24 protein-coding genes and 1 pseudogene are annotated in these 26,754 nt (G+C 55.9%); 13 read left to right on the forward strand and 12 right to left on the reverse strand.

Going from position 1 to position 26,754, the window contains the following annotated elements:
- Positions 1 to 133 precede the first annotated feature (133 nt).
- The 3 genes from ACODR6_RS12015 to ACODR6_RS12025 all read left to right on the forward strand — a co-directional run bounded on the left by ACODR6_RS12015 (position 134) and on the right by ACODR6_RS12025 (position 3,866).
- Positions 134 to 652, forward strand: a complete 519-nt coding sequence (locus tag ACODR6_RS12015) for a nuclear transport factor 2 family protein (RefSeq protein ID WP_203431456.1) — start codon at positions 134 to 136, stop codon at positions 650 to 652.
- Positions 653 to 1,238: 586 nt separating this feature from the next.
- Positions 1,239 to 2,021 carry a glucose 1-dehydrogenase gene (locus ACODR6_RS12020; RefSeq protein ID WP_203431457.1) on the forward strand — a complete coding sequence of 261 codons (783 nt, stop codon included), beginning with the start codon at positions 1,239 to 1,241 and terminating at the stop codon, positions 2,019 to 2,021.
- A 3-nt stretch (positions 2,022 to 2,024) separates the two neighbouring features.
- Entirely contained in the window at positions 2,025 to 3,866 is a 1,842-nt protein-coding gene (locus tag ACODR6_RS12025; RefSeq protein ID WP_203431458.1) for a glycoside hydrolase family 15 protein, read from the forward strand.
- Positions 3,867 to 3,895: 29 nt separating this feature from the next.
- Here ACODR6_RS12025 and ACODR6_RS12030 read toward each other — a convergent pair whose 3' ends face one another.
- Both ACODR6_RS12030 and ACODR6_RS12035 read right to left on the reverse strand, forming a co-directional pair.
- Positions 3,896 to 4,651 carry a ZIP family metal transporter gene (locus tag ACODR6_RS12030; RefSeq protein WP_203431459.1) on the reverse strand — a complete coding sequence of 252 codons (756 nt, stop codon included), beginning with the start codon at positions 4,649 to 4,651 and terminating at the stop codon, positions 3,896 to 3,898.
- 145 nt (positions 4,652 to 4,796) lie between these two features.
- Entirely contained in the window at positions 4,797 to 5,372 is a 576-nt protein-coding gene (locus ACODR6_RS12035) for a DUF488 domain-containing protein (protein ID WP_203431460.1), read from the reverse strand.
- A gap of 354 nt (positions 5,373 to 5,726) precedes the next feature.
- Between ACODR6_RS12035 and ACODR6_RS12040 the strand changes: the two genes are divergently transcribed.
- Positions 5,727 to 6,140: a helix-turn-helix domain-containing protein gene (locus ACODR6_RS12040; protein WP_203431461.1), complete on the forward strand. Its 414-nt coding sequence runs from the start codon at positions 5,727 to 5,729 to the stop codon at positions 6,138 to 6,140.
- A 53-nt stretch (positions 6,141 to 6,193) separates the two neighbouring features.
- Here the strand turns inward: ACODR6_RS12040 and ACODR6_RS12045 are convergent, their stop codons facing one another.
- Positions 6,194 to 8,293, reverse strand: a complete 2,100-nt coding sequence (locus ACODR6_RS12045) for an ATP-binding protein (RefSeq protein ID WP_203431462.1) — start codon at positions 8,291 to 8,293, stop codon at positions 6,194 to 6,196.
- Between the two features lie 267 nt (positions 8,294 to 8,560).
- Between ACODR6_RS12045 and ACODR6_RS12050 the strand changes: the two genes are divergently transcribed.
- On the forward strand, positions 8,561 to 10,762 hold the full coding sequence (locus ACODR6_RS12050; protein ID WP_246777721.1) for a methyl-accepting chemotaxis protein: 2,202 nt from the start codon (positions 8,561 to 8,563) through the stop codon (positions 10,760 to 10,762).
- A 169-nt stretch (positions 10,763 to 10,931) separates the two neighbouring features.
- On the opposite strand, the gene ACODR6_RS12055 is transcribed toward ACODR6_RS12050, so the two are convergent.
- Positions 10,932 to 11,813, reverse strand: a complete 882-nt coding sequence (locus tag ACODR6_RS12055) for a LysR substrate-binding domain-containing protein (protein WP_203431463.1) — start codon at positions 11,811 to 11,813, stop codon at positions 10,932 to 10,934.
- A gap of 95 nt (positions 11,814 to 11,908) precedes the next feature.
- Between ACODR6_RS12055 and ACODR6_RS12060 the strand changes: the two are divergent.
- The 4 genes and pseudogenes from ACODR6_RS12060 (at position 11,909) to ACODR6_RS12075 (ending at position 16,499) form a co-directional block, all read left to right on the forward strand.
- Positions 11,909 to 12,924 (forward strand): annotated as a pseudogene (locus ACODR6_RS12060) (YeiH family protein).
- Positions 12,925 to 13,520: 596 nt separating this feature from the next.
- Complete coding sequence (gene rnk / locus ACODR6_RS12065; protein WP_203431464.1) at positions 13,521 to 13,919, forward strand: nucleoside diphosphate kinase regulator; 399 nt, start codon at positions 13,521 to 13,523, stop codon at positions 13,917 to 13,919.
- A gap of 540 nt (positions 13,920 to 14,459) precedes the next feature.
- Positions 14,460 to 15,356 carry a LysR family transcriptional regulator gene (locus ACODR6_RS12070; protein WP_203431465.1) on the forward strand — a complete coding sequence of 299 codons (897 nt, stop codon included), beginning with the start codon at positions 14,460 to 14,462 and terminating at the stop codon, positions 15,354 to 15,356.
- Positions 15,357 to 15,374: 18 nt separating this feature from the next.
- Entirely contained in the window at positions 15,375 to 16,499 is a 1,125-nt protein-coding gene (locus ACODR6_RS12075) for an HPP family protein (RefSeq protein ID WP_203431466.1), read from the forward strand.
- 22 nt (positions 16,500 to 16,521) lie between these two features.
- Here ACODR6_RS12075 and ACODR6_RS12080 read toward each other — a convergent pair whose 3' ends face one another.
- Positions 16,522 to 17,139, reverse strand: coding sequence for a carbonic anhydrase (locus tag ACODR6_RS12080; RefSeq protein ID WP_203431608.1), 618 nt, complete (start codon positions 17,137 to 17,139; stop codon positions 16,522 to 16,524).
- A 52-nt stretch (positions 17,140 to 17,191) separates the two neighbouring features.
- Positions 17,192 to 19,003 carry a chloride channel protein gene (locus ACODR6_RS12085; RefSeq protein ID WP_489022579.1) on the reverse strand — a complete coding sequence of 604 codons (1,812 nt, stop codon included), beginning with the start codon at positions 19,001 to 19,003 and terminating at the stop codon, positions 17,192 to 17,194.
- Between the two features lie 93 nt (positions 19,004 to 19,096).
- Between ACODR6_RS12085 and ACODR6_RS12090 the strand changes: the two genes are divergently transcribed.
- Together ACODR6_RS12090 and ACODR6_RS12095 are read left to right on the forward strand one after the other, a co-directional pair.
- The gene (locus tag ACODR6_RS12090; RefSeq protein ID WP_203431467.1) at positions 19,097 to 19,552 is read left to right on the forward strand and encodes a MarR family winged helix-turn-helix transcriptional regulator; all 456 of its coding nucleotides are present in this window, start codon (positions 19,097 to 19,099) and stop codon (positions 19,550 to 19,552) included.
- Positions 19,553 to 19,590: 38 nt separating this feature from the next.
- Positions 19,591 to 20,013, forward strand: coding sequence for a MarR family winged helix-turn-helix transcriptional regulator (locus ACODR6_RS12095; RefSeq protein ID WP_203431468.1), 423 nt, complete (start codon positions 19,591 to 19,593; stop codon positions 20,011 to 20,013).
- 10 nt (positions 20,014 to 20,023) lie between these two features.
- Here the strand turns inward: ACODR6_RS12095 and metB are convergent, their stop codons facing one another.
- From metB to ACODR6_RS12115, 4 genes are all read right to left on the reverse strand, one after another.
- Positions 20,024 to 21,178 (reverse strand): cystathionine gamma-synthase, encoded by a 1,155-nt coding sequence (gene metB, locus ACODR6_RS12100; protein WP_203431469.1) that lies wholly within the window; start codon positions 21,176 to 21,178, stop codon positions 20,024 to 20,026.
- A 29-nt stretch (positions 21,179 to 21,207) separates the two neighbouring features.
- The gene (locus ACODR6_RS12105) at positions 21,208 to 21,834 is read right to left on the reverse strand and encodes a peroxiredoxin (RefSeq protein ID WP_203431470.1); all 627 of its coding nucleotides are present in this window, start codon (positions 21,832 to 21,834) and stop codon (positions 21,208 to 21,210) included.
- Between the two features lie 2 nt (positions 21,835 to 21,836).
- Positions 21,837 to 23,138 (reverse strand): SAM-dependent methyltransferase, encoded by a 1,302-nt coding sequence (locus ACODR6_RS12110; RefSeq protein ID WP_203431471.1) that lies wholly within the window; start codon positions 23,136 to 23,138, stop codon positions 21,837 to 21,839.
- 110 nt (positions 23,139 to 23,248) lie between these two features.
- Complete coding sequence (locus ACODR6_RS12115) at positions 23,249 to 24,103, reverse strand: LysR family transcriptional regulator (protein WP_203431472.1); 855 nt, start codon at positions 24,101 to 24,103, stop codon at positions 23,249 to 23,251.
- Between the two features lie 190 nt (positions 24,104 to 24,293).
- On the opposite strand from ACODR6_RS12115, the gene ACODR6_RS12120 reads away from it, so the two are divergent.
- Positions 24,294 to 24,920: a Tim44/TimA family putative adaptor protein gene (locus tag ACODR6_RS12120; protein ID WP_203431473.1), complete on the forward strand. Its 627-nt coding sequence runs from the start codon at positions 24,294 to 24,296 to the stop codon at positions 24,918 to 24,920.
- Between the two features lie 14 nt (positions 24,921 to 24,934).
- On the opposite strand, the gene ACODR6_RS12125 is transcribed toward ACODR6_RS12120, so the two are convergent.
- Together ACODR6_RS12125 and ACODR6_RS12130 are read right to left on the reverse strand one after the other, a co-directional pair.
- Positions 24,935 to 25,276 carry a hypothetical protein gene (locus ACODR6_RS12125; protein WP_203431474.1) on the reverse strand — a complete coding sequence of 114 codons (342 nt, stop codon included), beginning with the start codon at positions 25,274 to 25,276 and terminating at the stop codon, positions 24,935 to 24,937.
- Positions 25,273 to 25,935 carry a 5-formyltetrahydrofolate cyclo-ligase gene (locus ACODR6_RS12130; RefSeq protein WP_489022580.1) on the reverse strand — a complete coding sequence of 221 codons (663 nt, stop codon included), beginning with the start codon at positions 25,933 to 25,935 and terminating at the stop codon, positions 25,273 to 25,275. The genes ACODR6_RS12125 and ACODR6_RS12130 overlap by 4 nt, the downstream gene beginning before the upstream one ends.
- A gap of 332 nt (positions 25,936 to 26,267) precedes the next feature.
- On the opposite strand from ACODR6_RS12130, the gene ACODR6_RS12135 reads away from it, so the two are divergent.
- Complete coding sequence (locus ACODR6_RS12135) at positions 26,268 to 26,573, forward strand: DUF6522 family protein (protein WP_203431475.1); 306 nt, start codon at positions 26,268 to 26,270, stop codon at positions 26,571 to 26,573.
- Positions 26,574 to 26,754 lie beyond the last annotated feature (181 nt).

Genomic DNA, 26,754 nt, shown 5'->3' on the forward strand with positions numbered 1-26,754 from the left:
AACAATAAATTTGAATAGGGTAATCAACGATTATACAAAGTCTTCCATGAAACAGTGCGCGGAAACATTCAATATCTCCGGACCTGGGTCTGGAATCCGTCGCAACGCCTTGAATGGCAAGTGGAGGGTTATAATGGTTCGAAATCTCCTATCAGCAGTATTAATGAGCTTAGCGGCACATGCGGCTACACCAGCCTTCGCCCAAGTATCCGAAAGAAATATGGCACGAGCCTTGGAAGCCGCTGACCGTGCCGAGATCGCAGAGTTGAGTGCCCGTTTCGACAACTCTTTGGACTCAGAAGACGCTGCTAGATTCGTGGCAACTTTTGCGACAGAAGGTGAACTCGTAGGCTTTTGGGGTACAGCAAAGGGTACCGAGGAACTGCGGCAGGCCCATACGTTCATGGTGTCGACTTTTTCTAAGAACAAACGGCACGTCGTTACCAATCACGAAATCTCGATCAATGGTGATCGAGCCAGCATGTATTGCTACCTTACCGTCTTCGACCGCGTCGGCCTCGCTGTGACAGGCACGGCAACTTTTACGGATGAATTGATCCACACTCCTGAAGGTTGGAGGTTTGCTCGACGCATCTTGAAGGCTGATCCAAACGTTGATCCTATCATCAAGCAGCTTGGCACGACGAAGTAGGCCTGTCGCTGCAACGATATCGAGACATCGGCCGTGTCGCTGCCTCTCCAAGAACCACAGCACGGATCGCGTCAACCGATGAGGGGTTGGGACACGGACGTCGTATCTTCTTTCAGACGGCCGAAGTTCCGCACTCTATCGGAAGTAGATCTGGGGCATCTTGTGACGCGCATGGTTGCGGGGCGGACATGCTTCATGTCAAACTCGCCGCGTTTCGGTCAGCGGGCACTTGAGACCTGCTGGCCGGCTCTGGGACAGGTTGCTGGCCGGAACCAGGTCCGTTGGCCGCGCAATGCGCGGTAGGCGAGATATTTGTGCGCTCTATCGTTCCTGCGTGGAGCCGCGATCTCATTAAGGGATGGGAAGCAGCGATGCGGGCGACGATCCATTTCGCCGCTGGGAAGTAACTCTAAGAAGCAACGAGTAGGCAAAACAGGGTCATTATCTGCCGCCACGTGTTCGGGGCCTCAAGGGTTGGGAGGACGCGGTCTCCGAGCCAGTGAAAAGATGTACGTTCTGTCGCAGGAACATGATTTGCGTGCCCGCGTTTTTCCAGCAACGTCACCAAAACCTAGAAGTCCGGCGCATGAAAATTGATTTAGCGAACAAGCGCGTCCTTGTAACGGGAGGCAACTCTGGAATAGGGGCAGCGATCGCGCGCGGCTTTGCGGAAAATGGTGCAAAGGTAGCGATCAATTATCTAGTTGATTCTGATGAAGCGCGGCGGATGGCGGTAGAGCTCTCGACGGACGGCGCTGCGGCTCTGGCATTGAAGGGTGACATCAGCCGCTCTGAAGACGTCGAGCGGATTTTCTCGACGCTGGATGATGAGTGGGGCGGCATCGACATCTTGGTCAACAACGCGGGCATCGACGGAAGCTATTCCCTTGGATGGGAAACCGACTTGGCGGATTGGGACCATGTCATGGACATCAACCTGAAAGGCACATACCGATGCTCGAGAGCGGCATTGAAGCGGATGATTGAGCAAAAGTCTGGCGTGGTACTCAACGTCTCCAGCGTTCACGAGGCTATAGCCTGGACAGGCTATAGCGCCTATACGGCCAGTAAAGCTGGCGTTTCAATGTTATCGAAATCCCTTGCCCAGGAAGCAGCTCCTTTTGGCGTCCGTGTACTCTGCATCGCCCCCGGTGCAATCCGCACGCCGATCAATCGGTCGGTATGGCAGGACGAAACGAAGTGCAAGGATCTGCTGACGAAGATTCCGCTCGGCCGCATCGGGGAACCTCAAGATATCGCGAACATGGCCGTCATACTCGCCTCTGACGTCGCCGGATACATCACTGGGACGACGATATTCGTAGATGGCGGCATGACGGACTATCCCTCGTTTTCACACGGTGGGTGAACAGTGGCGCTCCGCATAGAAGATTATGGCCTGATCGGAAACATGCTTTCCGCAGCTTTGGTTGGACGCGATGGATCGATCGATTGGTTATGCCTGCCGCGCTTCGACTCCCCGGCTTGCTTTGCCGCTTTGCTTGGGACGCCAGACAATGGGCGATGGAAGGTGGCGCCGCGCCAAGCGTCGTCGGGCTGCAGTCGCCGCTATCTCACGGATACCGGCGTATTGGAAAGCCGGTTTGAAACAGAGACGGGCGTAGTCACAGTCACAGATTTCATGCCTGTTCCTTCTCTTGATCGCTCGCCCGATGTCATCAGGATCGTCACTGGCGTCTCCGGCATGATCGAAATGGAGATGGAAATCACGCTGCGGTTTGAGAATGGTCAGGCTGTCCCTTGGGTGAGGCGAAAGGACTACGGGCTAAGCGCCATCGTTGGGCCACATGCCGTCGAACTGATTACTGATCTGCCCTTGAAGGGGCAGGACCTCAAGACCACAGCGGTTTTCCGGGTAAAAGCTGGCGACAGCATACCTATGACCCTGTCGTATCATCCTTCGAATGAGCAGCCTCATTTTATCGCCGATCGCCGAGAACTTCTCGATCAGACCAAAAGCTGGTGGCGCGAATGGGTCAAACGTGGAACTGCTCATGAACTGCCGGAGAGCCTGCGTGAAGCGGTTGTTCGCTCTCTCATCACGCTGAAAATGCTGATCTACGGGCCGACGGGCGGTATCGTAGCGGCGCCGACGACCTCCCTGCCGGAGGCAATCGGTGGGCAACGCAACTGGGACTACCGCTACTGCTGGTTACGGGACTCCGCTCTGACCCTTTATGCCCTGCTGAATTCCGGCTATCGCGAAGAGGCGCGAGACTGGCGCCAATGGTTGCTGCGTGCGGTCGCGGGTTCACCCCAACAATTGCAGATCATGTACGGGATTGCCGGAGAGCGTTGGCTTCCTGAGTTTGAGGTGCCCTGGCTTTCTGGTTATGAGGGCAGCAAGCCAGTCAGAATAGGCAATGAGGCCGCTGGCCAAGTGCAGACAGACGTCTTTGGTGAGCTGGTTGAAACTCTTCACGCTGCGCGTGAGGCAGAGTTGCAGCCTCAGGAAGAGGCATGGCGACTCCAGAAGGTCCTGCTTGGCCACCTTGGCGCGACATGGCGAGAACCAGACAGGGGGATTTGGGAGGTTCGAGGTCCGCCACGCCTGTTCACTCACTCCAGAACCATGGCCTGGGCTGCCTTTGACCGCGCGATCATTAGCCATGATAAATACCAGCTTGAAGGGCCAGTGTCGAGCTGGCGCGAGCTGCGGCGCCGTATTCACGACGACATTTGCAATAACGGCTTCCACGCGAGGAAAAACAGTTTTGTTCAGTATTTTGGAGGCGAAACGCTTGACGCTAGCCTTCTTCTCATGCCGCAGCTTGGATTTCTTCCCGCCGACGACCCGCGCATAGTAGGCACTCTTCAAGCTGTAGAGCGGGAGCTTTTGCACGGGGGACTGGTCGCGCGTTACTCGACCGGCGAAACGGATGACGGTGTCGGCGGCAGGGAAGGGGCGTTCTTGGCATGCAGTTTCTGGCTCGCCGACGCTTATGTTCTTGGCGAGCGCCATAAGGATGCGCGCGAAATGTTTGACCGCCTGCTTGGGCTGCGCAACGATCTTGGACTTCTCGCCGAAGAATATGACGTTAGCAGTGGCCGCCTCCTCGGAAACTTCCCCCAGGCTTTTTCTCATATAGGCCTGGTGAACACTGCTCATAACCTGGCGAGCATCGAAGGCCCGGCAAAGCAGCGGATAAATAAAACCGCGCCAAACGGGCGGAAAGGCCTGCAGAAAGAATAATTTCGACGGTCGCCCAGATAAGGCGTACGTCATCCTCCCAGTTTTGAAAGCACGAAGGCGCACAGAAAGCCGACGACGGTGATCAATCCTGCATACTCGTGCGTCTCTGCAAACGCCTCCGGGATCATTGTGTCTGCTATCATAGCGAGTATAGCGCCAGCGGCCAAAGCTGTCGTTCCAGCGATGATGTCTGGGCTTGCTCCCGCGAGAGCAACGTTCCCGACCAAGGCCGCCAATCCAGAGGCAAGAGCTATACATCCCCAGACACAGAAGATGTAGCTCGCAGATCTGCCGGCATGGCGCATGCCAGCGGAACTCGCCAGACCTTCCGGGACATTCGACAGGAAGATTGCGGCGACTGTCACCAAACTCACGCCGGAACCACCAAGTAGGCTCACACCGATCACCACCGACTCCGGGATGCCGTCGAGGAGAGCGCCAATCGCGATCGCCAAGCCGGAACCATCCGCGGCATTCTGCTGCTTCTGCTCTTGGTGATGCCCGGAGCGCTTTCGGTGACGGGCACCACGTCGGTTCAAAAAGACGTTCGCCGCTGTGTAGATCGCCGCGCCGAGCAGGAAACCGAGTGCCGTCGAATCGAACCCTCCGCGAGCAAATGCCTCGTCCATCAACTCGAAGGCAACAGCAGAGATCAATACTCCTGAGCCGATTGCCATGACTGCGGCAATTATGCGCTGGGGCAGGTTAGCAAGAAACGGTATAACCGCTCCTATGATAAGGGCCGATCCGCCCACGAGGCCCCACAGGCCGGCTTGTAGATACATTGGCACCCCTAACTCCCCTACGTAAACGAAACGGACAACCCGAAGGAAGACTAGTTCCGCGCTTTCGATCATGCAAAAGCCGCAAACCGGGAACTTTCGCGCGAATGGTAAGCGGGTCCCAGGAGCAGCATCGAGATAGCTCGCGCTAGCTATGAGGACAAACCAAGTCTTTAACAACCGGATATGTGACCCTGTAGTCGCGATTCACCAGCGCCCCGGGAGTTAAGCTTGCACGATCGATGCGGGATTGTCCCATTATGTGGAATACGGTTTCATCCCGTGCGAGAAGATTATCCGCGATCAAGCGGCGATGGCAGCGCCACCACACGGCCTCCGAGCACATAATAGCACATACGCAACTTTGCCCGCGCTGGACAAGGTCACTCAGGCCTTCATGGAATGTATCGGAAAGTGCATAGTCAGCGTAGTTGTGGAAGCTTCTATTTTTCCAGAAGGCGTTCAGCTCGAAAGGTATCGTACGTGCCTTCGATCGGAGACCGCCCAGTGCGTCCAATCGGCGATATGCTATGTGGTGATGCAGTAGTGCATCCGATAAAACATCTGAATTGAACTGAGGGTTCGTCCGCGACATCGGCATCTTCCGAACATCAACGACGCATTCCACCTGCGGCGCGCGCAGAAGATCCATGAACTCCTGCAGGGATCGGTTTGAGTGTCCGATCGTGTAGATTGGCAGGCGTCCAGGCGTTAGGGCAGTCATGGTGTACCTCGCGGTCGTTTCGCGCTGCTTTGTCCGCTTTCCTCAGGTTCTTTCTCAGTCGGCTTCGGTAGTTCACAAAGGCTCTCCATCACCTAACGCTGAGTGAGCAACTGTGGTTCAACGCTTCACTCTGCCGCGGCAATGGTGTGGAAAAATGCTTGCCCGGGCGCCGCAGAGGTATGCCGGAAGACTCCTGCAGGATTGTAAGTGAACTTCTTCCAACCCACCCTCTTGAAACATGGTGCGGAATTCCGATCCTTGATGGTCTGCTACTTGCACTGCTGAGCATACGGTGAGACTTTGCTGCATGATCGTGCGGCAGGGGCGCGAGGCACCTGCAGTTGGAGGAAAAAGTTGACAATAAGAGAATTGGAGAGCGCTCGAAGCAATCGGAAGACCACGGATGTCGACCGGTTCGTCGGAGCGCGTGTCAAAGCAGCAAGGATGAACCAGGGCTGGTCGCAGACCGCTTTGGCAGAGCGACTTGGTGTTTCATTTCAGCAGGTCCAGAAATACGAGAAGGGCTCGAACAGGATAAGCGCGGCCGCCATGGTGACGATAGCGGGACTGTTTGAGCTCCCTCTAAGCTATTTTCTTGGCGAGCAGGAAGCAGTAGCAAATGGAAAAGATCCTGAGGCTAAGGCAATGCCCGCGAGCAGGCTAGAGTTCCGGCTGCTCAGCGCATTCAGAAACTGCCCGCCATCCCTCCAGGCACGGTTCATCGCTCTCATGGAGGCCGCCGCAGGCCTACAGCCTGACGATCAGTAGAATGCTACAGCACTTAATCCCGTTTGGCGCAGCCTCTGCCATGCGACACGTTCTTAACTCGGATGCAGCGGGATGATCTTCTTCGCACTCTCGTTCAGCTTGTCTGCTGCAGCAAAGGCGGGGCCAAGCTCCTCTACCGCAAATGGCTTTCTCACAACAGGTGTTTCCGTCTGCAAGCCACCCTCCAGGGCGTCACTGTAGCCAGTCATCAGGACGATAGAGACATCGGGATGATCGGCTTTGAGATGGTCTGCAAGTTGAAGCCCGGACATCTGGGGCATCATGACATCGGAAAGAACATGCTTCAGATTGGGGTTTTGACGCAATATAACCAACGCCTCGGCGCCACCAGTTGCGGTCACCACTTGAACGCCTTCCACCTCTAGTGCCAACTTGCAGGCGTCAAGCGAAGCTGCGGTATCGTCAACTACCAACACGCGACGCGGAAGAGAAGGCCGATGCGATATCTCCAGAGAGACATCAGCCAGGGCTTTGGCGCGGGGAAAGACGAGCATCACCTCGGCACCATGACCCTCCACGCTATTCACACGGACGTCTGCACCGGTTCTCTGGGCAAAGCCATAAACCTGGCTGAGTCCTAGACCGTTCGATTTCGGACCCTTCGTCGTGTAGAACGGCTCAAAGACCCGATCAATGCGGTCAGCCGGAATGCCCTGACCGTTGTCTATAAGGCTTAACGAAACCGCACCCTCACGCATCGATCGGGCCATTCCCGAGGGTTGCGGTATATTTCGTCCGCGAATGACCAGTTTTCCTCCGTCTGGCATCGCTTCTTTTGCGTTTGTGGCGATATTGACGATAGCGACCTCCAGGCCCTGGCGATCGACCGTGATCGGCCATAGGTCAGGATCTAGGTCAATTTCCACAATTATCCTGTCATTGACAGCCTGGCGGACAAGTTCCTCAAGCTCAGAAACACGATGCTGAATGTACAGGGTCTCAGCCTGCTGCGTCGAACGACGCGTAAACGAGAGCAATCTCTCGGTAATGGCCTTTCCGCGTGCAACGCCATCGGCCATGAGATCGATCGTGGTCGCGAACTTGGTCTCGTCGAGCCGCCTTCTTTGCAGTCCGTTGATCCCGGCCTGGAACACCATCAGCAGGTTGTTGAAGTCGTGTGCCACGCCGCCCGTCAATTTCCCCAGCGCGTCCATGCGCTGCATGATGGCCATCGAAGCCTCTTGACGACGACGGGCTTCGAGCTCTCGCTGGAGCAGGATTCCTGCCGCGATACACAGGGCGGTAATGGCTGCCACCGCCGCCGCAACAAGTTCATAGCCCTCACGAACGACCCGTTGGTAAACGGCGATCGGGATTGCGACGTGGACTTTCCAGCCCGTCCCTGAAATTGGAAGAGCAGCTATGCGGACTTCTTCGCCATCTGCCAAAGACTGATCGGTTGCCTCTCCGTTCGCAGTCGTCTTCAATGCTGCGAAATCCTTTGCCGGGTCACCGACCGCAGACGGCGAGGCACGGGTCGCCGCAACAAGCCCGCCCTTCTCGTCTGTAACCCAGACACTCGATAGCGCCGGGTCGATGTTTTGATAGACGACGGCGCCGATGGCATCCGCACGCACCAGCGCACTGAGCACGAACACTGCCTTCTTTCGCTTTACCAGTATGCGTATCGGAAAAGCGGCCATTTCTTTGCTGGTACGGAACACATTGCCGACCACAGGCGCGCCGCTTTTGAACGCGAGTTGGAGGCTATCAATATCGCGGACCGTGGTTCTGGGCGGGTCCAAATTTGACGCGGGCTCGGACAGGACAATATTTCCCTGCAAATCAGCGACGTGCAACATTTCCCAAAGCGGCAATCGCATGCGGAACCGGCGAGCCAATTCTTCGAAGTTTCCCGGCTGTATCGGCGGATCAAGACGAGGCGTATCCGAAATAATCGAGAGCAACGCCTTTTGGGATTCAAGCTCACGGGCGATCGCCACTGACAGCGACTTCGCACTTTCCTTCAACTCGTCATCAAAACTAACTTTCTTCTCGCTGATGTAGAAATGCGCCATGATAGCGGCAGCGATAAGCACAGGAATCGTTCCGGCTAAGATCAAAAGCGCGAGCCAACGTATTTTTTTTCGCATCGAAAAACCGAGAATGTGAGCAATTTGTTGAGCCGACATAACGCCTATCCGCGGCACGGCAATAGTCGGTTGCGAACTAAAAATGGGCTGAAGCGCGGGCTGAAGTCAGCCGGCCTGGTGGAAACTGTCCGAAAAAATACCTGGGTACTCGCGCATTCGTTGCGCGTGGGAGAGAATAACCTACCTTTACTACTTGAAAGCATCGGACCAAAGTCTGACCCGGGGCTTTTCCAAGGAGTTTTAAGACCAGTTTAAGTCATCGTCATCTAGCCTCATCGCTGCAATTATGCCGATAGGGAGCTCGCGATGCTTGGCAGGATTAAGATAGCCCACAGGACTGTGTTCTTAACACTTCTTGCCGTCGTGTCGCTTCTATCAGTTTGCGCGATATTCATAACCGAGCGGTCGACTGAGCATTTTTACGAGGACAAGACGACGCGGATCGACGCGCTCAATCTTACGATGTCCGAACTAGACGGGATGTTCTTGCAGGTTCGCCGGCACGAAAAGGACTTCCTTCTGCGAAAGGATCAACTCTCGATACAAAAGCACGACGCTGCTTCGGCCGAGTTGTTGAATACAATCCAGTCTCTCCAGAAGTCGGTAGACGACCGCGACCTTCGTGAACTTCTCGACAAGGTGGCGGGCACTTATGCTGAATACAACAATCGCTTCAAGACGCTTGTCGCGACGAACATCAGGCTCGGTCTGGACCCGTCCCTGGGGTTGGAGGGCGCCATGCGGGAAGCCGTCCATAAACTGGAGACAAAGCTTCAAGCGGGTGGAGATGCCGATACGCAGATCTCGATGCTTATGCTGCGGCGCCACGAAAAAGATTTCATCATGCGTCGCGATCCGAAATACGCTGCGGCCCACGATGCTGAAGCCCAGCACCTGGCGTCGCTCGCGCCGCAGGCCTTTGGCGGGCAATCTGCGAAGGACGAAGCTCTGCGGACCTTGAGCTCATACAGGACATCTTTTCACGATTATGTTGCGGCGGCCAGCGATGAAACGGTCGCAAGAAAGAGCGTTTCGGAGGCGTTCGCGGTTGTCGAACCTCTTGTGCAGCAGTTCCACGATCGCGCCGCGGCAGTGAAGATCGCTCAAGAAGCGGCCGGGGCCGCAAGTGCCAAGGAAGCGCTTTGGCTTGCCGGTATCACCGTTAGCGCAATGATACTTCTACTCCTGTTTCTCTCGACATCGATTGGCCGGTCGATCTCCCGTCAGGTTCTGGACATGGCAAGCGCGATGCGTGGTTTGGCGGAAGGGCGGCTTGACACGCAGATACCCGGGCTAGGGCTCCATACGGAGATTGGCGCAATGGCTGGAGCAGTGGACGTCTTCCGCAAGAATGCGATTGAAAATGGCAGGCTTGAGCAAGAGGCCACGAACCAGCGCAATCACAGTGAAGAACAGCGTCGAAACTTGGCAGAGCAAGACCGTGTGCGTGCCATGGAGATGTTGCAGGCCACGCAGGGCCTAGCAGAAGGCCTTCGTCAGCTGGCCGCAGGCAATCTGACGTTCGAGCTAGATACGGCTTTCGCGGCTGATTTCGAGGGGCTGCGAACCGACTTCAACAGTGCTATGAGCCAGCTTCGCGCGACGCTCTCGACGGTTGCTCGTTCTACCAATGCCATCGATGGTGGATCGCGAGAGATCAGCACCAGCGCCGAGGACCTTTCAAGACGAACGGAACAACAAGCTGCCTCGCTTGAGGAAACCGCCGCTGCCCTGGATCAGATTACCACTAATGTTGCTAACTCAACCAAGCGGGCAGAAGAAGCTCGCGGCTTGGCGAGTGAGGCAAATGAAAGCGCTCGTCGATCGGGAGGCATTGTTGCCAGTGCAGTGACAGCAATGGGACGGATCGAGAACTCCTCCGGCCAAATAGCAAACATTATCGGCGTTATCGATGACATAGCGTTCCAGACTAATTTGCTCGCCCTGAACGCTGGTGTAGAAGCGGCTCGTGCAGGTGACGCAGGCAAAGGCTTTGCCGTTGTCGCTCAGGAGGTGAGGGAGCTTGCCCAGCGGTCCGCCAACGCCGCACGAGAAATCAAAGGATTGATAGAGCAGTCGGCAGCTGAGGTAAAAACAGGGGTCAAGCTTGTCAGCGAAACCGGCGAGGCGCTGAGGCAGATCGAGACATTCATTGTGGCGATCAACACCCACATGGCTTCGATCGCCACATCCGCTCGCGAGCAATCCATAGGACTGAGTGAAGTCAACACGGCCGTTAATCAAATGGATCAGGTTACTCAGAAGAACGCCGCTATGGTGGAAGAGGCAAGTGCAGCCGGCGCGACACTTGCAGCTGAAGCCGGGATGCTGCGGCAGGTCGTTGGGCAGTTCCAACTAGGGTCCGCGGAGGGGGAAGCTTCGTACCCCCACCCGGCGATCGCACCCGCGCAAATCCCTGTTCCATCCGCTGCTCGGCAAGCTATTGCCAAACTTGCAAGCGCCTTCACCGGCCCCGGTGGGCGTCTGAGCTCTGCTGCACGTTCATGAGCCAGCGCCCCCCGCGAGATAGTTGCGTTGCTAAAAGCAAAGCCGAGCTCGGAGCCAAGCCCGAGCCTTCAAAACCCGGCTGCCCTTACTCCCACGCGGCGCTCGAAAAACGAACCATCAAGTCGTCGGAACTCGCTGCAATCTCCTCCTACTATGACGTGGGGGTGTGTCATCCATCTGTCTCGGCATGACATGAGGCATTGAATTCTGCGGCCGCTGCGGACAATGCTCTGTCCCTGTGCCGTAAGATGGAAAAGCACCGTGGAGGAAGGTCAAGAGGGAGCCTTATCATCTCGCCGCTTGCTAAGAACGGCTCCACCACAGCCTGAGACAAGCACGCTACGCACCCGCCGCCCCTGACAGCGCTCAAAACGGCCTCATTGGACGGATGCGTCAAGACGACATTTAAACTTTCGGCGGCGAAGCCTAGGTGCTGTATAGATGTCTCGAAAAAGGAGCGCGTGCCGGATCCTCGCTCTCGGGTAACCCACGGGTATCGATTAATATCTTCTGCCCTTATCGTGGAATCTATCCAACCCGACATAGTGAAGACCAGCATCTGGTCTTCTGCGATTACTTTGGACGAGAGCAGCGGATGCTCGAATTCGCCTTCGATAAAACCGAGTTCCGCGTCTCCGGAAATAACAGCCTCTGCTACACTAACCGTGTTTCCCATCTCAACACCGACGGTGATGGCGGGGTACCTCTCGCGGAAGCGCATCACTCTTTGTGGAAGCCAGTAGTTCACAATGGTTTGGCTGGCCTGGATCTCGAGGTGGCCGCGGTGAAGTCCGGCTAGATCCGAAAGAAAGCGCGCTGCGGCGGATGCTCGCGATACTGTTTCTCGCGCCTCTTTGAGGAACGCCCGGCCGTTTGCCGTGAGTTGGATTCCTCGGCCAACCCTGTCGAAGAGCTGCACGCCGCTTGAATCTTCGAGGCTTTTAATCGACGCGCTCACCGCTGATGGGGTGAGGTTAATGGCCTCGGCAGCCTTCGTAAGATGCTGTCGCTCCGCAACTGCGATGAACACTCTAAGCTGTTCTAGGGTCATCGTTCAAACTTTCCGAATGAAGCACCAACAAACATCAGATGGATATCAAAGATTAGGAGAAGTATTCTCTCTTTCCGCCAATGTGGAGCACATAAATGTCGCGTGACACAGAAGTTTTGGAAGTCATTCCCGGGATCACACTCGCCGCGGCAATATCGATTGCCGCCTACGGCGGGGAGCGGTTGGAGATGTGGTTGTTCGGGGAGACCTGGGTCGATGGGTTGGTTCTCGCGATTGTACTCGGCACGCTGCTGCGCACAACCTTCGCACTGCCGAAGCAATATATGCTCGGCATCGGATTTTCGTCAAAGATCCTGCTTGAGGTCGCCATCGTGCTGTTGGGCGGAACTATAGGCGCGTCAGCGATATCTGCGGCGGGTCCTCTGTTGTTTGGATCGATTGTTGCGGTTGTTGTGGCGTCCTTGGGCCTGAGTTATGCTATCGGGCGCGCCTTTGGACTGGATGACAGGCTTGCGACGCTTGTATCATGCGGCAATTCGATCTGCGGCAATTCCGCGATTGTCGCTGCAGCTCCGGTAATCGACGCCTCTTCGGAAGATGTCGCATCCTCTATCGCCTTCACTGCGGTGTTAGGTGTTGCGGTGGTTTTACTGCTGCCGGCCGCATTCAAAATCCTAGGCGTGACACAGTGGCAATATGGAGTCATCGCTGGGCTAACAGTTTATGCGGTCCCACAAGTCCTCGCCGCGACAGTCCCTGTCGGAACGGTGAGCACTCAAATCGGTACACTGGTAAAATTGGTCCGCGTTCTTATGCTTGGACGGTTATTGTTTTGCTTGGTCTGAAGTCGGGCCGCCGCGGATCAGTTCGAATGAAGATGGGACATTTAGTGCCGTGGTTTATCGTTGGCTTTGTTGCCATGATTGCTTGCCGTTCCATCGGCCTCATCCCGGATGTGGCAGTTAGCTCCTTCAGAACAGCTTCTACAGCTCTCACAACTGTATCGATGGCTGCCCTTGGGCTTTCGGTCGACTTGCGCAGTGTGATGGCGTCCGGTGGACGTGTGCTCATTGCCGGCTGCGTATCAATCGCAATGCTGCTCTGCCTAGCGCTTGCCACTACCCATTTTTTGCCTCAGCCAATTGCTTAGTATGCTCGGCTGTTGAACCATGACTCTGTTTGCAGATTTCTCGCCGCTTCGGGTTTGACAGCAGTCAGGTAATTTCAGAAAAGCTCGTTGTAGCGAGTGTCGTAAGCCCACGGTGAAGGCCGTCTTGCGCTGACGTCCTGCTGACTGCCAGTCCTAATGGTAACACTAAGAGTAGTCATATGACGAAGCATCCAATTCAGGTGATCACGTCTGCACAGCGGCAATCTAGGTGAGATTCAGCGTCAATCAGGATGAGACTCGCGCCGGGGTGTGACGGAGTGAAGGCGGAGCCCGATTGTAGTCATATCCCGGAGCGGCGCAGATGATTTTAGGCGTCTCATGATCGCGGTCGGTTCGGTACATTTGCGGTTCTCGGGAACCTTGAGTGCTTGACATCGCTGGTAGGCGAAGCGATGCTGCTGAGATGTCAAAGTTGGAACAGTCCGTGCCCTTCCGCTTGTGCCCGATCGCAGGATCGTAGCCCGCTCCCGGTTGCCGTCGCGCCCCGGGCGACGGGTCTGTTTCACGTTCTTGCGCGACTTCCACCTTTCCAATTTTTCTGCCGCGGTTGTAGAACCGTGAAAATGGAGGCGCTCGTGACTAAAAGCACGCTAACTTCGAACAAGCCAGTTATTCTCGTCAGACAAGCCGACTATGGACGCCTTACGGCTCTGGCGCAGGCTTCGATGGACAAAGATATGGCCGTCGGAGATGAACTCATGGCTGAACTCGAGAGAGCAACTGTCGTAGTCGATGATGCGGCGGCTCAGCGGACGATCCAGATGGGATCAACAGCCACATACCGGACCGGGACGAGCGAACCTCGGAATGTGACGCTCGTATATCCGGGCGAAGCCAATATTGAGGAAAACCGAATTTCAATCCTGACGCCAATCGGGGTAGCGTTGCTTGGACTATCGAAAGCACAATCCATAAGCTGGGTAGCTCGCGACGGAACGACGCATACCTTGAAGGTTGTGTCGGTTGGAAAGTGATGATCGCTGGATGGAAATCTCAAGCGTGACGATGTCAGAACTGCGTCCAACGATCGGTTTCGACATTTGACTGTCAAGGAATTTGCCGGTAACTGATCCATGCGCAGCACCGGTGATATCATGTCAAACGCGATGTATTGTCTCGGCATGCGTGTTTTCGATTAGGAAATGGCCCGCCGCCTAGAGGGAGATGGCAGCGGGCCAGGAATGGCGACTGACATTGATCGCCACGGGTTTGCATCGTCCGGAATTTCAAATTTCACGCCTTGCCGCCTCGCGCGCCTTGTCTACAGACCTTCTGAATGTCCGAAACTCATAGGGGATCGGCCATCGACTTAGTCGACGCCGCCAAATAACCTCAAGCCAATGTACCCCGTCGTCCTGAGGTCTCACTGGATACCATGCATACCATAATCGCCAAGCATCCCTTTCCGATCTCACATCCATGGCGGCCCCTCCAAAAAAGCCCTTGAGCAACCCTGGTTCTTTCTGTAATGGAGAACCATCCATTGGAACCGTTCCGAGATAGAGATCAAATATTTGGACCTCTCGTCAATCGAAATCTTTCTCGCCGTGGCACGAGAGTCGAGCGTCACCAGGGCTGCGGCAGAGCTCGGTCGTGTTCCCTCGAACGTCACCACGCGTGTCCAGCAACTCGAAGAAGACCTCGGCGCTTCTCTTTTCAGCCGTGACGGTAAGAAGATGACGCTAACGGCGAAGGGCGAGGTGTTCTCAAAGTACGCCACTCGCCTCCTCGCTCTCGCGCTCGAAGCCAGACAGGCCGTTGGGCCTTTTGCTCCGAGCGGAGAATTGCGAGTGGGTACGATGGAAAGCACCGCGGCGAGTCGGCTCCCCACTGCGCTTGCCGAGTTCAATCGGATGTGGCCGGAAGTTTCCCTCCAGCTGAAGCTTGGCGCGTCCCAAGAGTTGCTGTCTGAAGTTGTCCGGGGGACGCTCGATTGCGCTTTAGTAGCGCGGCCGCCCAAGCAGGTCGCGGATGCAATTGCTTTCGAAAAGGATGTTTCGAAGCTGGACGCGAGATCCGTTTTCTCGGAAGATCTGCTGGTAGTGCTGCCTCTTGGACATAAGCCGATAAAAAACGCGAGTGACCTGCGTGTATCAGGCGTTGCAGCACTGGAGCCCGGATGTACCTATCGCCGGGCTGCCGAACGGTGGCTTGAACACTCCAGTGTTCGCACCATCGAGCACGGCTCCTACCACGCAATAATGGCCAGCATCTCGACAGGGGACATAGCCGGCGTGATGCCACGATCCGTCTACGATCTCATGCCTCATGCTGCCAGCACGATGCCGATCTCCCTAGGCGCGATCGAAACCATCCTGGTTTCGCGCAAAGATCATCAGCCCCAATCGCTGGCTGCCTTTGAAAAGGTGCTTTCGAGCACCCGAGACATCAATAGACATCATAGCACCTAACCTCCCGAGAGACACCCTATGCCCCAAACACCACTGCACAGTGGCGGCGAACTTCGCCCGCGTTACAGGATCTTTCAGCCAATCCTCGCTGGCGCGACGCTTCGCGAACGAATGGTCGGATGCTTGGGAGCACTTATCTGCATTGGATTGACGGGCCTGGTCAGTGGCTACTTTTTCGGAGCGGGTCCTCATTTGCCGTTCATCGTTGCCCCCATGGGGGCTTCGGCTGTACTGCTTTTCGCGGTGCCATCAAGTCCGCTTGCACAACCCTGGTCGATCATTGGCGGCAACACAATCTCGGCGTTTATGGGGATGGCCGCAGCTTATTTCATCAGCGACCCCATCATCGCCACGGGCGTCGGCGTCGCGCTGGCGATCGCAGCCATGTCTTTCACCAAAAGCCTTCACCCGCCGGGCGGGGCGGCCGCCTTGACCGCCGTGCTTGGTGGACCGGTTGTTGCTGGATGGGGCTTCCTTTTCCCGTTCATCCCTGTGGCCTTAAACTCGTGCATTCTCGTCGGCCTCGGACTGGTTTTTCACAAACTATCGCGCCGTAACTATCCGCATGTAGCGCAAAATGCGGCGGAAAACCTTCACAACACGCGGGACCGCCCGTCCTCGCTTCGCGTGGGATTCCGCGAAGAGGACCTTGATGCGGCCTTAGACACGCTTGAAGAAACGTTCGACATTGATCGCGACGACCTTTCGCGGCTGTTGCGTCAAGTCGAGTTCCAGGCCGCTATAAGGTCGCATGGTGAGATAAGCTGCGGAGACATTATGTCCCGCGATGTAATCTCGATCGATCTTAACGCTGACCCATCGGCCGCGCGTGGCCTCCTTCTGAAGCATAACATTCGAACCCTCCCGGTGAAGGACGAGCTCGACAAGCTGGTCGGCACCGTGGGACTGCGGGAGTTGCTTGAGGACGGCCATGCGATCACCAAGGTACGTGTGGCTGCGACCGCAAACGAGCGCGACCCCGCGATGTCCGTTCTACCAACACTAACCGATGGCGAGAGCCATGCCGTTATTGTGGTCGACGAAGAGCGTCACGTTATAGGACTGATTTCGCAGACAGACCTGTTGAGCGCGGTTGCCCGTTTGCTGCCCACAGACAAGACCACACAACAAAAGGCGGCGTGATAGCGAAGTCCTTCGCTTGATGTTATTTTCTATGACGTGTCGTACCCTGACTGGAGTCGAGATCCGTCAGAATACCATCGCTCAGGCTGTAAACCCATCCGTGGATGCGAAGCCGCGCTCCGTGATCCCAAGCTTTGCGGATTATCGGGGTCCGCGCAAGCTTTGCGACCTGATCAATCACCGACGCCTCGCAGAGCTTGTTGAGCCCCTCGTCGTCTTCAATGAGACAATCTTTGCATTCGAATGTCCTGCTTGCGACGTCACGGATGGGTTGCAGCCAGTGGTCGATGATGCCATGTGACCTGCCGTCGACTGCGCCCCTGATGCCGCCACACCCATGATGCCCGCACACGATGATATGCTCGATCTTCAGCGTCTCGATCGCGAATTCCAGCACCGAAAGTAGATTCAGGTCACTCGGGTGAACGAGGTTTGCGACGTTGCGGTGCACGAATACCTCGCCCGGCTCCAGTCCGGTGATGACATTGGCGGGAACTCGACTGTCTGAACAGCCGATCCAAAGATATTGAGGTCTTTGTATCGCAGCGAGCTTTTTGAAGTACGCGGGGTCCTGTTCCAGTCTGCCCTGCGCCCAAAGTCGGTTTTTTTGAAACAAATGGTCTAGCACTGAGATCTCCATCACGCTGCTTGGCTGCGCGGCGCATGATGCGTCGCGCAGCCCTTTCTGGACGCTATCGCGCGGGCTCTTGATTCCTGGCTCCAAGATATGGCCGGCGTTCAAGCTCGCTCGTCCTCAGCGAGCTTCTCAATCGCAGGAGATCCTTTCTGGCGATGAGGCCAAGAAGCTTCCCGCTCTCAGGATGGACTATCGGTATCCGCGCACTATCAGTTGAGAGCATTAGGTCGGCGATGAAGCCGACTGTGTCATCGGGATGTCCAACAGGAAGCGAGGCGTCTGATACCCGCTCACCGAGCGTTTGGCTGCCGAGCTCAGGGTTGCTTTGCCAGCCGAGAACGTCTCCACGGGTAACCACGCCTTCGAACCGCCCGTCGTCAGTCGTCACAGGATAGACGCGATGCGTCTTTTCCTGTCCGGCGAAAAACACGCAGGCTTCCGCCACCGTCATCTTGGCTGAGAAGGTGTCGACACGCTCGATCATGATTTCGGCTGCACGGGTCAGCTCAAATGGATCGATGCCGTATTCCCGCGTGATGTGCTGACCGCGGCGCGCGATCTTCTCGGTGAGGATCGAGCGGCGCAACAACAGAACGGTGACCGCGTAGGCAGATACCGTCGCAACAAGAAGTGGCACCATGACACTTGCGTCGCCAGTGATCTCAAAAGCGAAGAACGCTCCGGTCAGGGGCGCGCGCATCGTTCCGCCCATCATCGCCGCCATGCCGAGTAGAGCCCAGAAACCGGGCTCGCCTGGAAAAGCAAGTCCGACGATCCACCCCAGCGCACCGCCCAGGATCAAAAGGGGCGCTAGAACGCCGCCAGACGTTCCGGAGGACAACGCCACTAGCCAAATGCCTGCCTTAACCAGGAGAATGGCTATAACGGCCTTGGCCACGATGTGATTGCTGAGAAGATCGGAAATGATGTCGTAGCCGACACCGAGTGCTCTTGGCTCGATCAGTCCGCCCAACCCGACGACGAGACCGCCAACGGCCGGCCACCACATCCAGTGAAACGGAAGTTTTTCGAACGCGTCTTCGATCTTGTATAGCAGGGTGGTCAGCAGGCCGGACTGAAGGCCCGATACAATTCCCATCACGACACAGAGCAGGATACCCCACCATGCGAGATGAACATGGAACTGCGTGGGAAACAGTGGGCCGTCGGCGAAGATGAACGGACGCCAGCACACAGAAACGGCGGCGGCAACTGCGACGGGGATGAAACTGCGGGGCTTCCACTCGAATAGCAGCAGTTCGACCGCGAGCATGACCGCCGCGATCGGCGAGCCGAATATCGCGGTCATTCCCGCTGCCGCGCCAGCGACCAGCAACGTTTTACGCTCTGCCGCACTCATGTGAAAGAACTGGGCAAACAGCGAACCAATTGCCCCGCCGGTCATGATGATCGGGCCTTCCGCACCAAATGGTCCGCCTGTGCCAATGGAGATGGCGGAGGACAGCGGTTTCAGGAGAGCGACCTTCGGCGACATGCGGCTGCCGCCAATGAGGATCGCTTCGATTGCTTCCGGAATCCCGTGACCCCTGATTTTTTCCGATCCGAAGCGCGCCATCAGACCTATGGCCAACCCACCGAGGACTGGCGCAGCGACCATCCAAGGCGAGCGCGCCGCCGCCGCAAGAGACGACGGTGTAATGCTCCATTGTCCGAACCAGACCAGGTTCGTCACCAGAGATATAAGGCTCACGAGAACCCATGCCGCCATAGCGCCGCCGGAACCCACGATCACAGCCATGCCGATGAGTAGCAGAACGCGCCGATCGGTCGTGAAGTCGCCAGCTTCGCGTCGTGCGAGGCCGCCGGTAAAATCGTGCTGCGGATAATTTCGTGGGGGAGGGGGTATTGGCAATTCTTTCTCCAGAATGAAGTTCGTTCTTGGCACGCACATATATCGTGTTACGATACAAAGCAATTGGAATTCAGAGTGGAGTGCAAAATGACGCAACACGATACAGAGCTCCTTTCACCCGGAGACTACGAGGCGTTGGCAAACCTGCGTTACGAGCTTCGACGGTTCACCGATTTCAGTTCCTATGAGGTCCAAAAACTCAGTTTGACGCCACAGCAGCATCAGGCGCTCCTTGCGATCAAAGGCCTTTCCGGATCTCAACGGATGTCGATTGGAATGCTCGCCGATCGTCTGTTGGTGGCACCACAGACAGCGACTGGCCTGGTCGATCGATTGGAGGAAGAGGGTCTGGTGGAGCGGCAGGCAGTGAAGTCTGATGGCCGGAAGCAGACTTTGGCGCTGACTGCGAAAGCGGAGAAAATTCTCGAAGGCTTGAGCGGCGTGCACCTTCACGAAATTCGTGAGATGGCACCAAAGCTCATGCTTGCGCTTCGAGCCCTGCAGGACCGCCGAAAGCTGGAAAAGATCGCCTGGATGGCGTAATCGTCCGTTCATAACGAGACAAGGCAACACGAGGACGGATGACCCGCGGTAAAAAAACATTGAGCGCCGCCGATTATCAGACGCTGGCGACGCTCCGGTTCGCATTGCGCAAATTTTCGGAATTCAGCGCCTCGGCCGCGCAGGAGGAGGGGCTTCCTTCGCAGCAACATCAGGCTTTGCTTGCTATAAAGGGGCATCCAGGCCCGGAGCCGATGACAATCGGCCTTTTGGCGGGACGATTGCTGATCGCGCCTCATACTGCGACCGAACTCGTCAACCGTCTGGCCAAAAACGGCCTCGTGGATCGCAAGGTAGATCCCGTGGACAAGAGGCGGCAATACCTCGAGCTGACCGACAAATCACAGGAGATCATGCTTAGGCTGAGCGCAACGCATATGACGGAAATCAAGGAGATGGCCCCTGAGTTGATCCTGCTCCTGCAACATCTGCAGGACTGCTGAAATACCTCTTTCAAAGATTGTCAAGGCAATCGGAAAGCTCACCAAGCAAATCCATCTCGGCTTCAAGCCCAACAGACATCCTGAGAAGACCGTCTCGTATTCCGGCGACTTGGCGCGCCTCGTTGCCCATTCCGGCATGGGTCATAGTGGACGGATGTGCGATCAAGCTTTCCACACCGCCGAGTGATTCCGCCAGAGTAATAATCTTGAGGCCCCGCACGAAATTTCGCACTGCTCCTATGCCGCCGTCGAGTTCGAAGCTCAGCATTGCGCCGAAACCCTTTTGCTGTTTCGACGCAAGCGCGTGCCCTGGGTCCGAAGGCAGTCCGGGATAATAGACGCGGCTAACTTCTTTCCGGCGGCTTAGCATTGTTGCGATCAGGCCGGCCGTTCGTTGCTGCCTCTCTATCCTCGCGAAGAGCGTCCTTACACCGCGCAGTCTTTGGTAAGCGTCGAAGGGCGAACCCGTAACACCGATAAGGTTTGCCCAGGATTTGAGTTTCTCGTCGTCATCCGGTGATGCGGAAACCACTATACCTCCGACAACATCCGAGTGCCCGTTGAGATATTTGGTGGTCGAGTGGATGACCATATCTGCGCCGAGCTCGATCGGTTGCTGTAGTGCGGGCGAAAGAAAGGTGTTGTCCACCGCGAGTTTCGCTCCGGCTTCCTTTGCAAGGCGCGCTATCGTGCGAATGTCGACGACGCGCATCAGTGGATTGCTCGGCGTCTCCACGAGTACCAATGCCGGTTTTTTATAGAAGGCTGAACCAAGAGCTGCTGGATCGCTTTGGTCGACGAAGTCTGGGGCGAGCTGTCCCTTGTCTCGTAGAGATGTCAGCAAACGGTGAGTGCCGCCATAGCAATCATGGGGAGCCAGGACGCGATCGCCGACTGCCAGAGAGCTGAGAACCAGATGCAGTGCCGCCATGCCGGAAGCTGTGACGACCGCGGCGACGCCGCCCTCAAGTTTTGCGACGGTGTCCGCCAAGAGTTCACGCGTCGGGTTAGAAGTCCTCGAATACTCATATTGCTGGGCGGCTTCGAATTGCTGGAAAGCGTAATTGCTCGAGAGATAGAGTGGCGGTGTTACCGCGCCGAAGACGGTGTCGGCGGCGATACCGTTGGAGACGGCTACGGTCTTGTTGTCCTTGTTTTCCGGCATGATACGAACCGTCCGGCTCCCTCGGATTCTTAGAGTTTTACCATGCGCAAATACGGACGCAGCTCACGCCAGCCTTGAGGAAAGAGACTTTCGGCCTGCTCTTTGGTCAGTAATGGCGAAATAATCACCTCCTGACCGGGCTCCCAGTTGACAGGCGTCGAGACCTTCTGGGCGTCGGTGAGTTGGAGGCTGTCGATGGCACGAAGGATTTCGACAAAATTTCGTCCGGCGCTCGGCGGGTAGGTTAAAGTCAAGCGGACTTTCTTTTGAGGATCGATGACATAAACCGCTCGTACGGTCACAGTCGGATCGGTCTCCAGATGGATCATGCCGTAAAGTTCCGCGACTTTTTTATCGACGTCGGCGATCATAGGGAAGTTGAGCGCGTGACCCTGCGTCTCGGCGATGTCGCGCTCCCAGCTCTCGTGAGCATCCAAATCATCTACCGACAACCCGATAGGCTTAACCCCCCGTTTGTCCCACTCCGGCTTGAGCCGCGCGACTTCCGCCAGTTCGGTTGTGCAAACGGGCGTAAAGTTTTTGGGGTGGCTAAATAGGATGCCCCATGAGCCTCTCAGCCACTCATGGAAGTTAATCATACCTTGGGTGCTGTCCTGTTGAAAGTCCGGCGCTGTCTGTCCAAGTCGAAGAGTCATTTTCAAGCTCCTGTGTTGCCGACGCGCTCGTCGGCTGGCATGTTCTGGTTTGATACCATGGGCTGTCCGAGCTGGTGCGGAAGCGGCATGGAAATCCGTTTCTCTTCTTCGAAGATGTAATCGCGGGAAAGCGGCAATGTCGCGATGTCACGTGTCAGCTGCACCTGCCAATTCATATGCCCGGCCCGACGGAATGCGAGCTCTGAGGCTACCAGATAAAACTCGAACATCCTGCAAAACCGTTCGTCATAGATATTGGCTAGTGCCGCCCGATTTTGTTCGAATTTTTCCCTCCATAGCGCGAGCGTTTTTGCGTAATGAAGGCGCAATATCTCGACATCCGTTGCCCATAGGCCCGATTTTTCGACGACGGATAGGACCTCCGAGATTGCCGGCGAATAACCACCCGGGAAAATGTATTTAGCGATCCATGGATTTGTACTGCCAGGGCCGTCTGCGCGCCCGATCGCGTGAATTAAGGCAACGCCGTTAGGCCTCAGCATAGAGTAAATTTTGTCAAAGAAAGTTCGGTAGTGATCAATGCCTACGTGCTCGAACATTCCCACGGAAACGACGCGGTCAACCTGACCCGTCCAGTTCCGGTAATCAAGAAGCTGAAATGTTACTCTATCGGCGAGGCCGGCTTCATGTGCTCGCTTTCTCGCAACATTCAATTGCTCGGTCGACAACGTCAAACCAGTAACACGAGCACCGTATTCCCGCGCGAGGAACAGCGCCATGCCTCCCCAACCGCATCCGACATCGACAACCTCCAGGCCGGGCTGATCAAGTTTCAGCTTTGCGGCTATGTGAATCTTTTTCTTGAGTTGCGCTTCCTCAAGCGTTTCGTCTCCTCTCGGAAAATAGGCACACGAATACTGCATGTCCTCATCCAGCATCAGTGAATAGACGCGGCCATCGAGATCGTAGTGATGAGCTACGTTTCGTCGTGAGGCGCTTATCGAATTGAGCTGGTCGATCCAGCGCCTTACCCAGCGAAATTTCTCGAACGCCTTGTCGAAGAAATGTTGCCCTCCCTCCATCCAGTTGAGGGTTAGAATATCCAGTACTTCGAACAGTGTTCCCGATCCGGGCGTTATATCGCCGTCCATGTACGTTTCGCCAAGGGCTAGCGCTGGATTGAAGGTAAGCCGTCGCATTGCGCGCCGGGTCCTAATGACGAGTGATGCTCTCGGCTCGCGCCCGGAACCAAATTGCTTGCGGGTGCCGTTGGGAAGGGTGACATCAAGAGTTCCGATCTGAATAAGATTGGAAAGGAGGGCTTCGAATAACACTTTTGGCATGCCTCATAACAAGCTGCGACTGCTCGCATCACAGGCACTATAGTTCTTGAAAAATGAATGACAAGAGACGTTAATTCGGTAAAAGGGAACATGAAGTGGGAGGCGCGATGTCAGCCGGCAAGATCCGACACGCCTTTAAGAGCCATGATAGCGGTTTGTATATCGACGTTGTCTTCAGATGCTTCCGGGTAGACCGCGTAAGCAGGATATGAAAATTCCGGAGCTCCTTCAATCTGCTCCAATCTGCCCTGCTCAATGAGCCGGGCCACCGCGCCCTTTCTGAAATAGCCTGTGCCGCCGACCCGAAGGATGTAATTCAGGCCGAGCGGGCCGAGGCCGACCATCAAGCCGGGGTCTCCCCGGCTACCTGAGACCGCTTCCAGGTGGGATGAAAACATTGGCCCCCAATCCACGTGAACAAACTCGGCGACACCGGTTGTCGCTGCCTTGTCGACCGTGCTTCGTACAAGAACCAAGTGTTCCTCCTCGACGAGCTCGACTTTGTATCCGGGAAGAAGTCTGGGAGCGTACAGGACGGCAATGTCGAGTGTCCCAGTGCGCAGTTGCTCCATCAGGTGCTCAGGTACTCCGACGTGTGCCTGAAGGGAGACGTGGGGTGCCATATGTTTCATTTGGATCAACCAATCCAGGAGCAAAGGGTCCCACAGACTTAGCTCTCCACCGAGCGCTACCAAGCTGGTCTGGCCTTCAGGAAGAGAAAGCTGATGACGGGCGCGCTCCCAGACCTGAAGGAACGAGGCTGCATATTTCTCGAATTCGCGCCCCGCAGGGGTGAGTTGGGCACCATTTCGATTTCGCGTGAACAACTGCCGCCCAAGGGTTTCCTCAAGTGTCTTGATGCGGGCACTGACGGTGGTCTGCGTGACGTTCAACCGTTCAGCAGCTTTCCAGAAACTTCCGGTATTGATGATCTCAAGGAAGGTTCGCGCCCGGTCGACGTCCATTGCCGTATTCCTTTCAAGCAATAATTTTGCTTGAGACTAGCATTTAAATCAGTTTGCTCAATCATCAAATAGGGGAGAGGTTCTTCTCAAGGTCATGGTCCGCGAGTTTATGAAGCGGAACCTGGAAACTGTTTCCTTGGCATCGTAGCACAAAAAAACCAATGGCCTGCCAGCAACGAAGGAGGCCACCATGCACAACACTCCCAGCGACAGTATAACTCTCGTAGCAACTCTCGTCTTCTACTGGATGATTTTCAATCTTGCCGCTCCCGCCTTTAGTCATAGAGGCGACGAGAGCGAGCCGCCAGACGCGGATTGTAAACTCAAAGCGTTTACCCGCGATATGCTTGAGAAGCGCGGCGAACACTTTTCGGAGAGTGATTTTCTGTATGGCGCACGTGAGGCACGCAGCCTCATACTCCAAGATTTCGCCCGAGGCGACAAGGACGGATTGCGCCCTTTGATGACATCAGAAGTCTTCGACGCTTTCTGCAAAGCCATTGACGAAAGAAATTTGCGGCAAGAAACGTTGGATATCGCTTTGAGCGAGACTACAAGCGCCTGCATCACCGATGCAAGAAACCTTGCCGATTGCTCTGAAATCACCGTCATTTTCGTTGGCGTTAAGACTGAGACGGTGCATAGACCCGACGGCACCGAACATAGCTGGTCGTCGGATAAACGACTGGACCGCTGGATCTTTCGAAGGGAGCAAAACGATCGCGGTCAAAATTGGTGTGCAGCGGTGATTGATACCGTGGGAATCGACGAAGTCCCCGAACGGCCTAAGGCATCCACAACGACCAAAGCGGCCTAGCAAATAGGAAGCAGTCAGTTCGCGGTGATCAGATACAGACAAAAGAATATCGCGGAAACGGAAACCAGCGAGCCCCGCTCTCGATATCGTCGGAGCGAGTTGGCCAGGCCAAGGGCGGTAACAAACAATCCGCTCCCCAACCAGACGCCGCAGTTCACAAATAGTAATCCGCTCGCGCTGACCGCGATCGATGCTGCGAAGTTGATGATGACAATCCTAGCCTGGTGTCCAGCCTTCACGGGTTCGAACATCAAGAGAAAGGCGTTCCAACTGAGAGCGATGCTTGCCAACAGTAGTGCGGGCATCAGAAACATCGGGCCGGTTGACAGCAAATGCGGTCCCAGAGCCTCCATCACCGGACGCGGACCCCTACGTCGGTCACTATCATGTCCATCGGAATGTCGTGCTTCAATGGATGGATCGTTTTAAGTTTTTGATGTTCAAAGCCGACGCCCACAGCCATGGGTCGGGTGATACCCGCCAGCGTTCTGTCATAATAGCCACCCCCGTATCCAAGTCGATAGCAGGATGTGTCGAAGCCGACTAAGGGCGCTATGATGAGGTCTGGACGAACTTCCTTTCCCCCGGTGGGGATAGGAATATCCCAAACGCCTCTCGTCAGAGCCTCTCCGGTGTTCCACGTCCGGAAGGCAAGCGCCTTTTCCTTTCCGACGACAATAGGCAAGGCACAGGTCGCGCCGCGTAGGACTGCGGCTGCCATCCATGCTCTTAAATCCGGTTCGCCCCGGAACGGCCAGTATAAGCTGACAATCCTACCATCGATCTCGGGAAAAATCTCGTCTAGCGCGGTCGCAATGGCAAACGTGCAACGCTCTCGGTCCTCTCGCGAAAGGCTTTTCCTCGCCTCTATCAGTCGAACCCGCTCCGCCTTTCGCCATACAGCGACATCGGTGATAGCATCGCCGTTCTTATCCGATCCCATGTAGGACGAACTCACCTCGTGGAGCGAGCAAGCTGGAGACGAGAACTCGTTTGGCTCGGAATCATTTATCACTGAAGCCAAGATGACGTCCTCCACTAATGTCTATGTGCTAGTCGGCGTTCGATAGTTGCGATCTCCAGTTGGATGTCTTTTATCTCATCGCGTAATTCCGTCTCGGTACCGTCTCCTGCATCCTCGTCGCTGGACGAGTGAAGGGATTCGCGCCAATCAAGCGCGGCTTGGAGGCTCTCACGCCGGCGATAAAGCTTGTCAATCAGTCCGTGACTTCCATGCATAGCCTCAACCTACCATCTTGTCGACAGAACAAACCCGTCATATTGTTCTCGCAGAAAGAATGTGATCTTATGTTTGTCGCTCGTCGTAAGAGGAGGTCCGCGTTCAGAATGGTCGAGGGAAAGTACCATAAAGCCGACGACCCGATTATAGACGGAAACGTTGTTTCCGACCGGTTTGGAATTTCGGAAGGTGAATTTCGCCGCTATATGCGCGAGGGCTTTATAGTGGGCCGTGTGGAGAATGGTGTGGGCGACGATGAAGGCACTCGTCGTATCTCTTTCGTGTTCGGAAACCGTCAATGGCAGGCGGTTATCACGAATGAGAATGCCATCCTTCACGAGATCATGACCTTCCGTAGGCCTTCACCTATCGCGCTCCATCGAATGCAAAACCTTCGCTCCGATAAAGGCTAACGCAACCACACCCTGATCTCGGGACTCCCAATGCGTTTTCGATCGCGTGCAAGCGTCTTCCTTACGAGCTTGAGGGCCGCCCGCCTAGCTGCCTCGTGATCTCGGTATTCGCCGGGCAGAACCCTTTCCTGGCTGCTCCAACAAGCCCGTGCACGATGGGAACGGAAATCGAAGAAGACGT

Source organism: Rhizobium sp. FG96 (genome assembly GCF_057808655.1).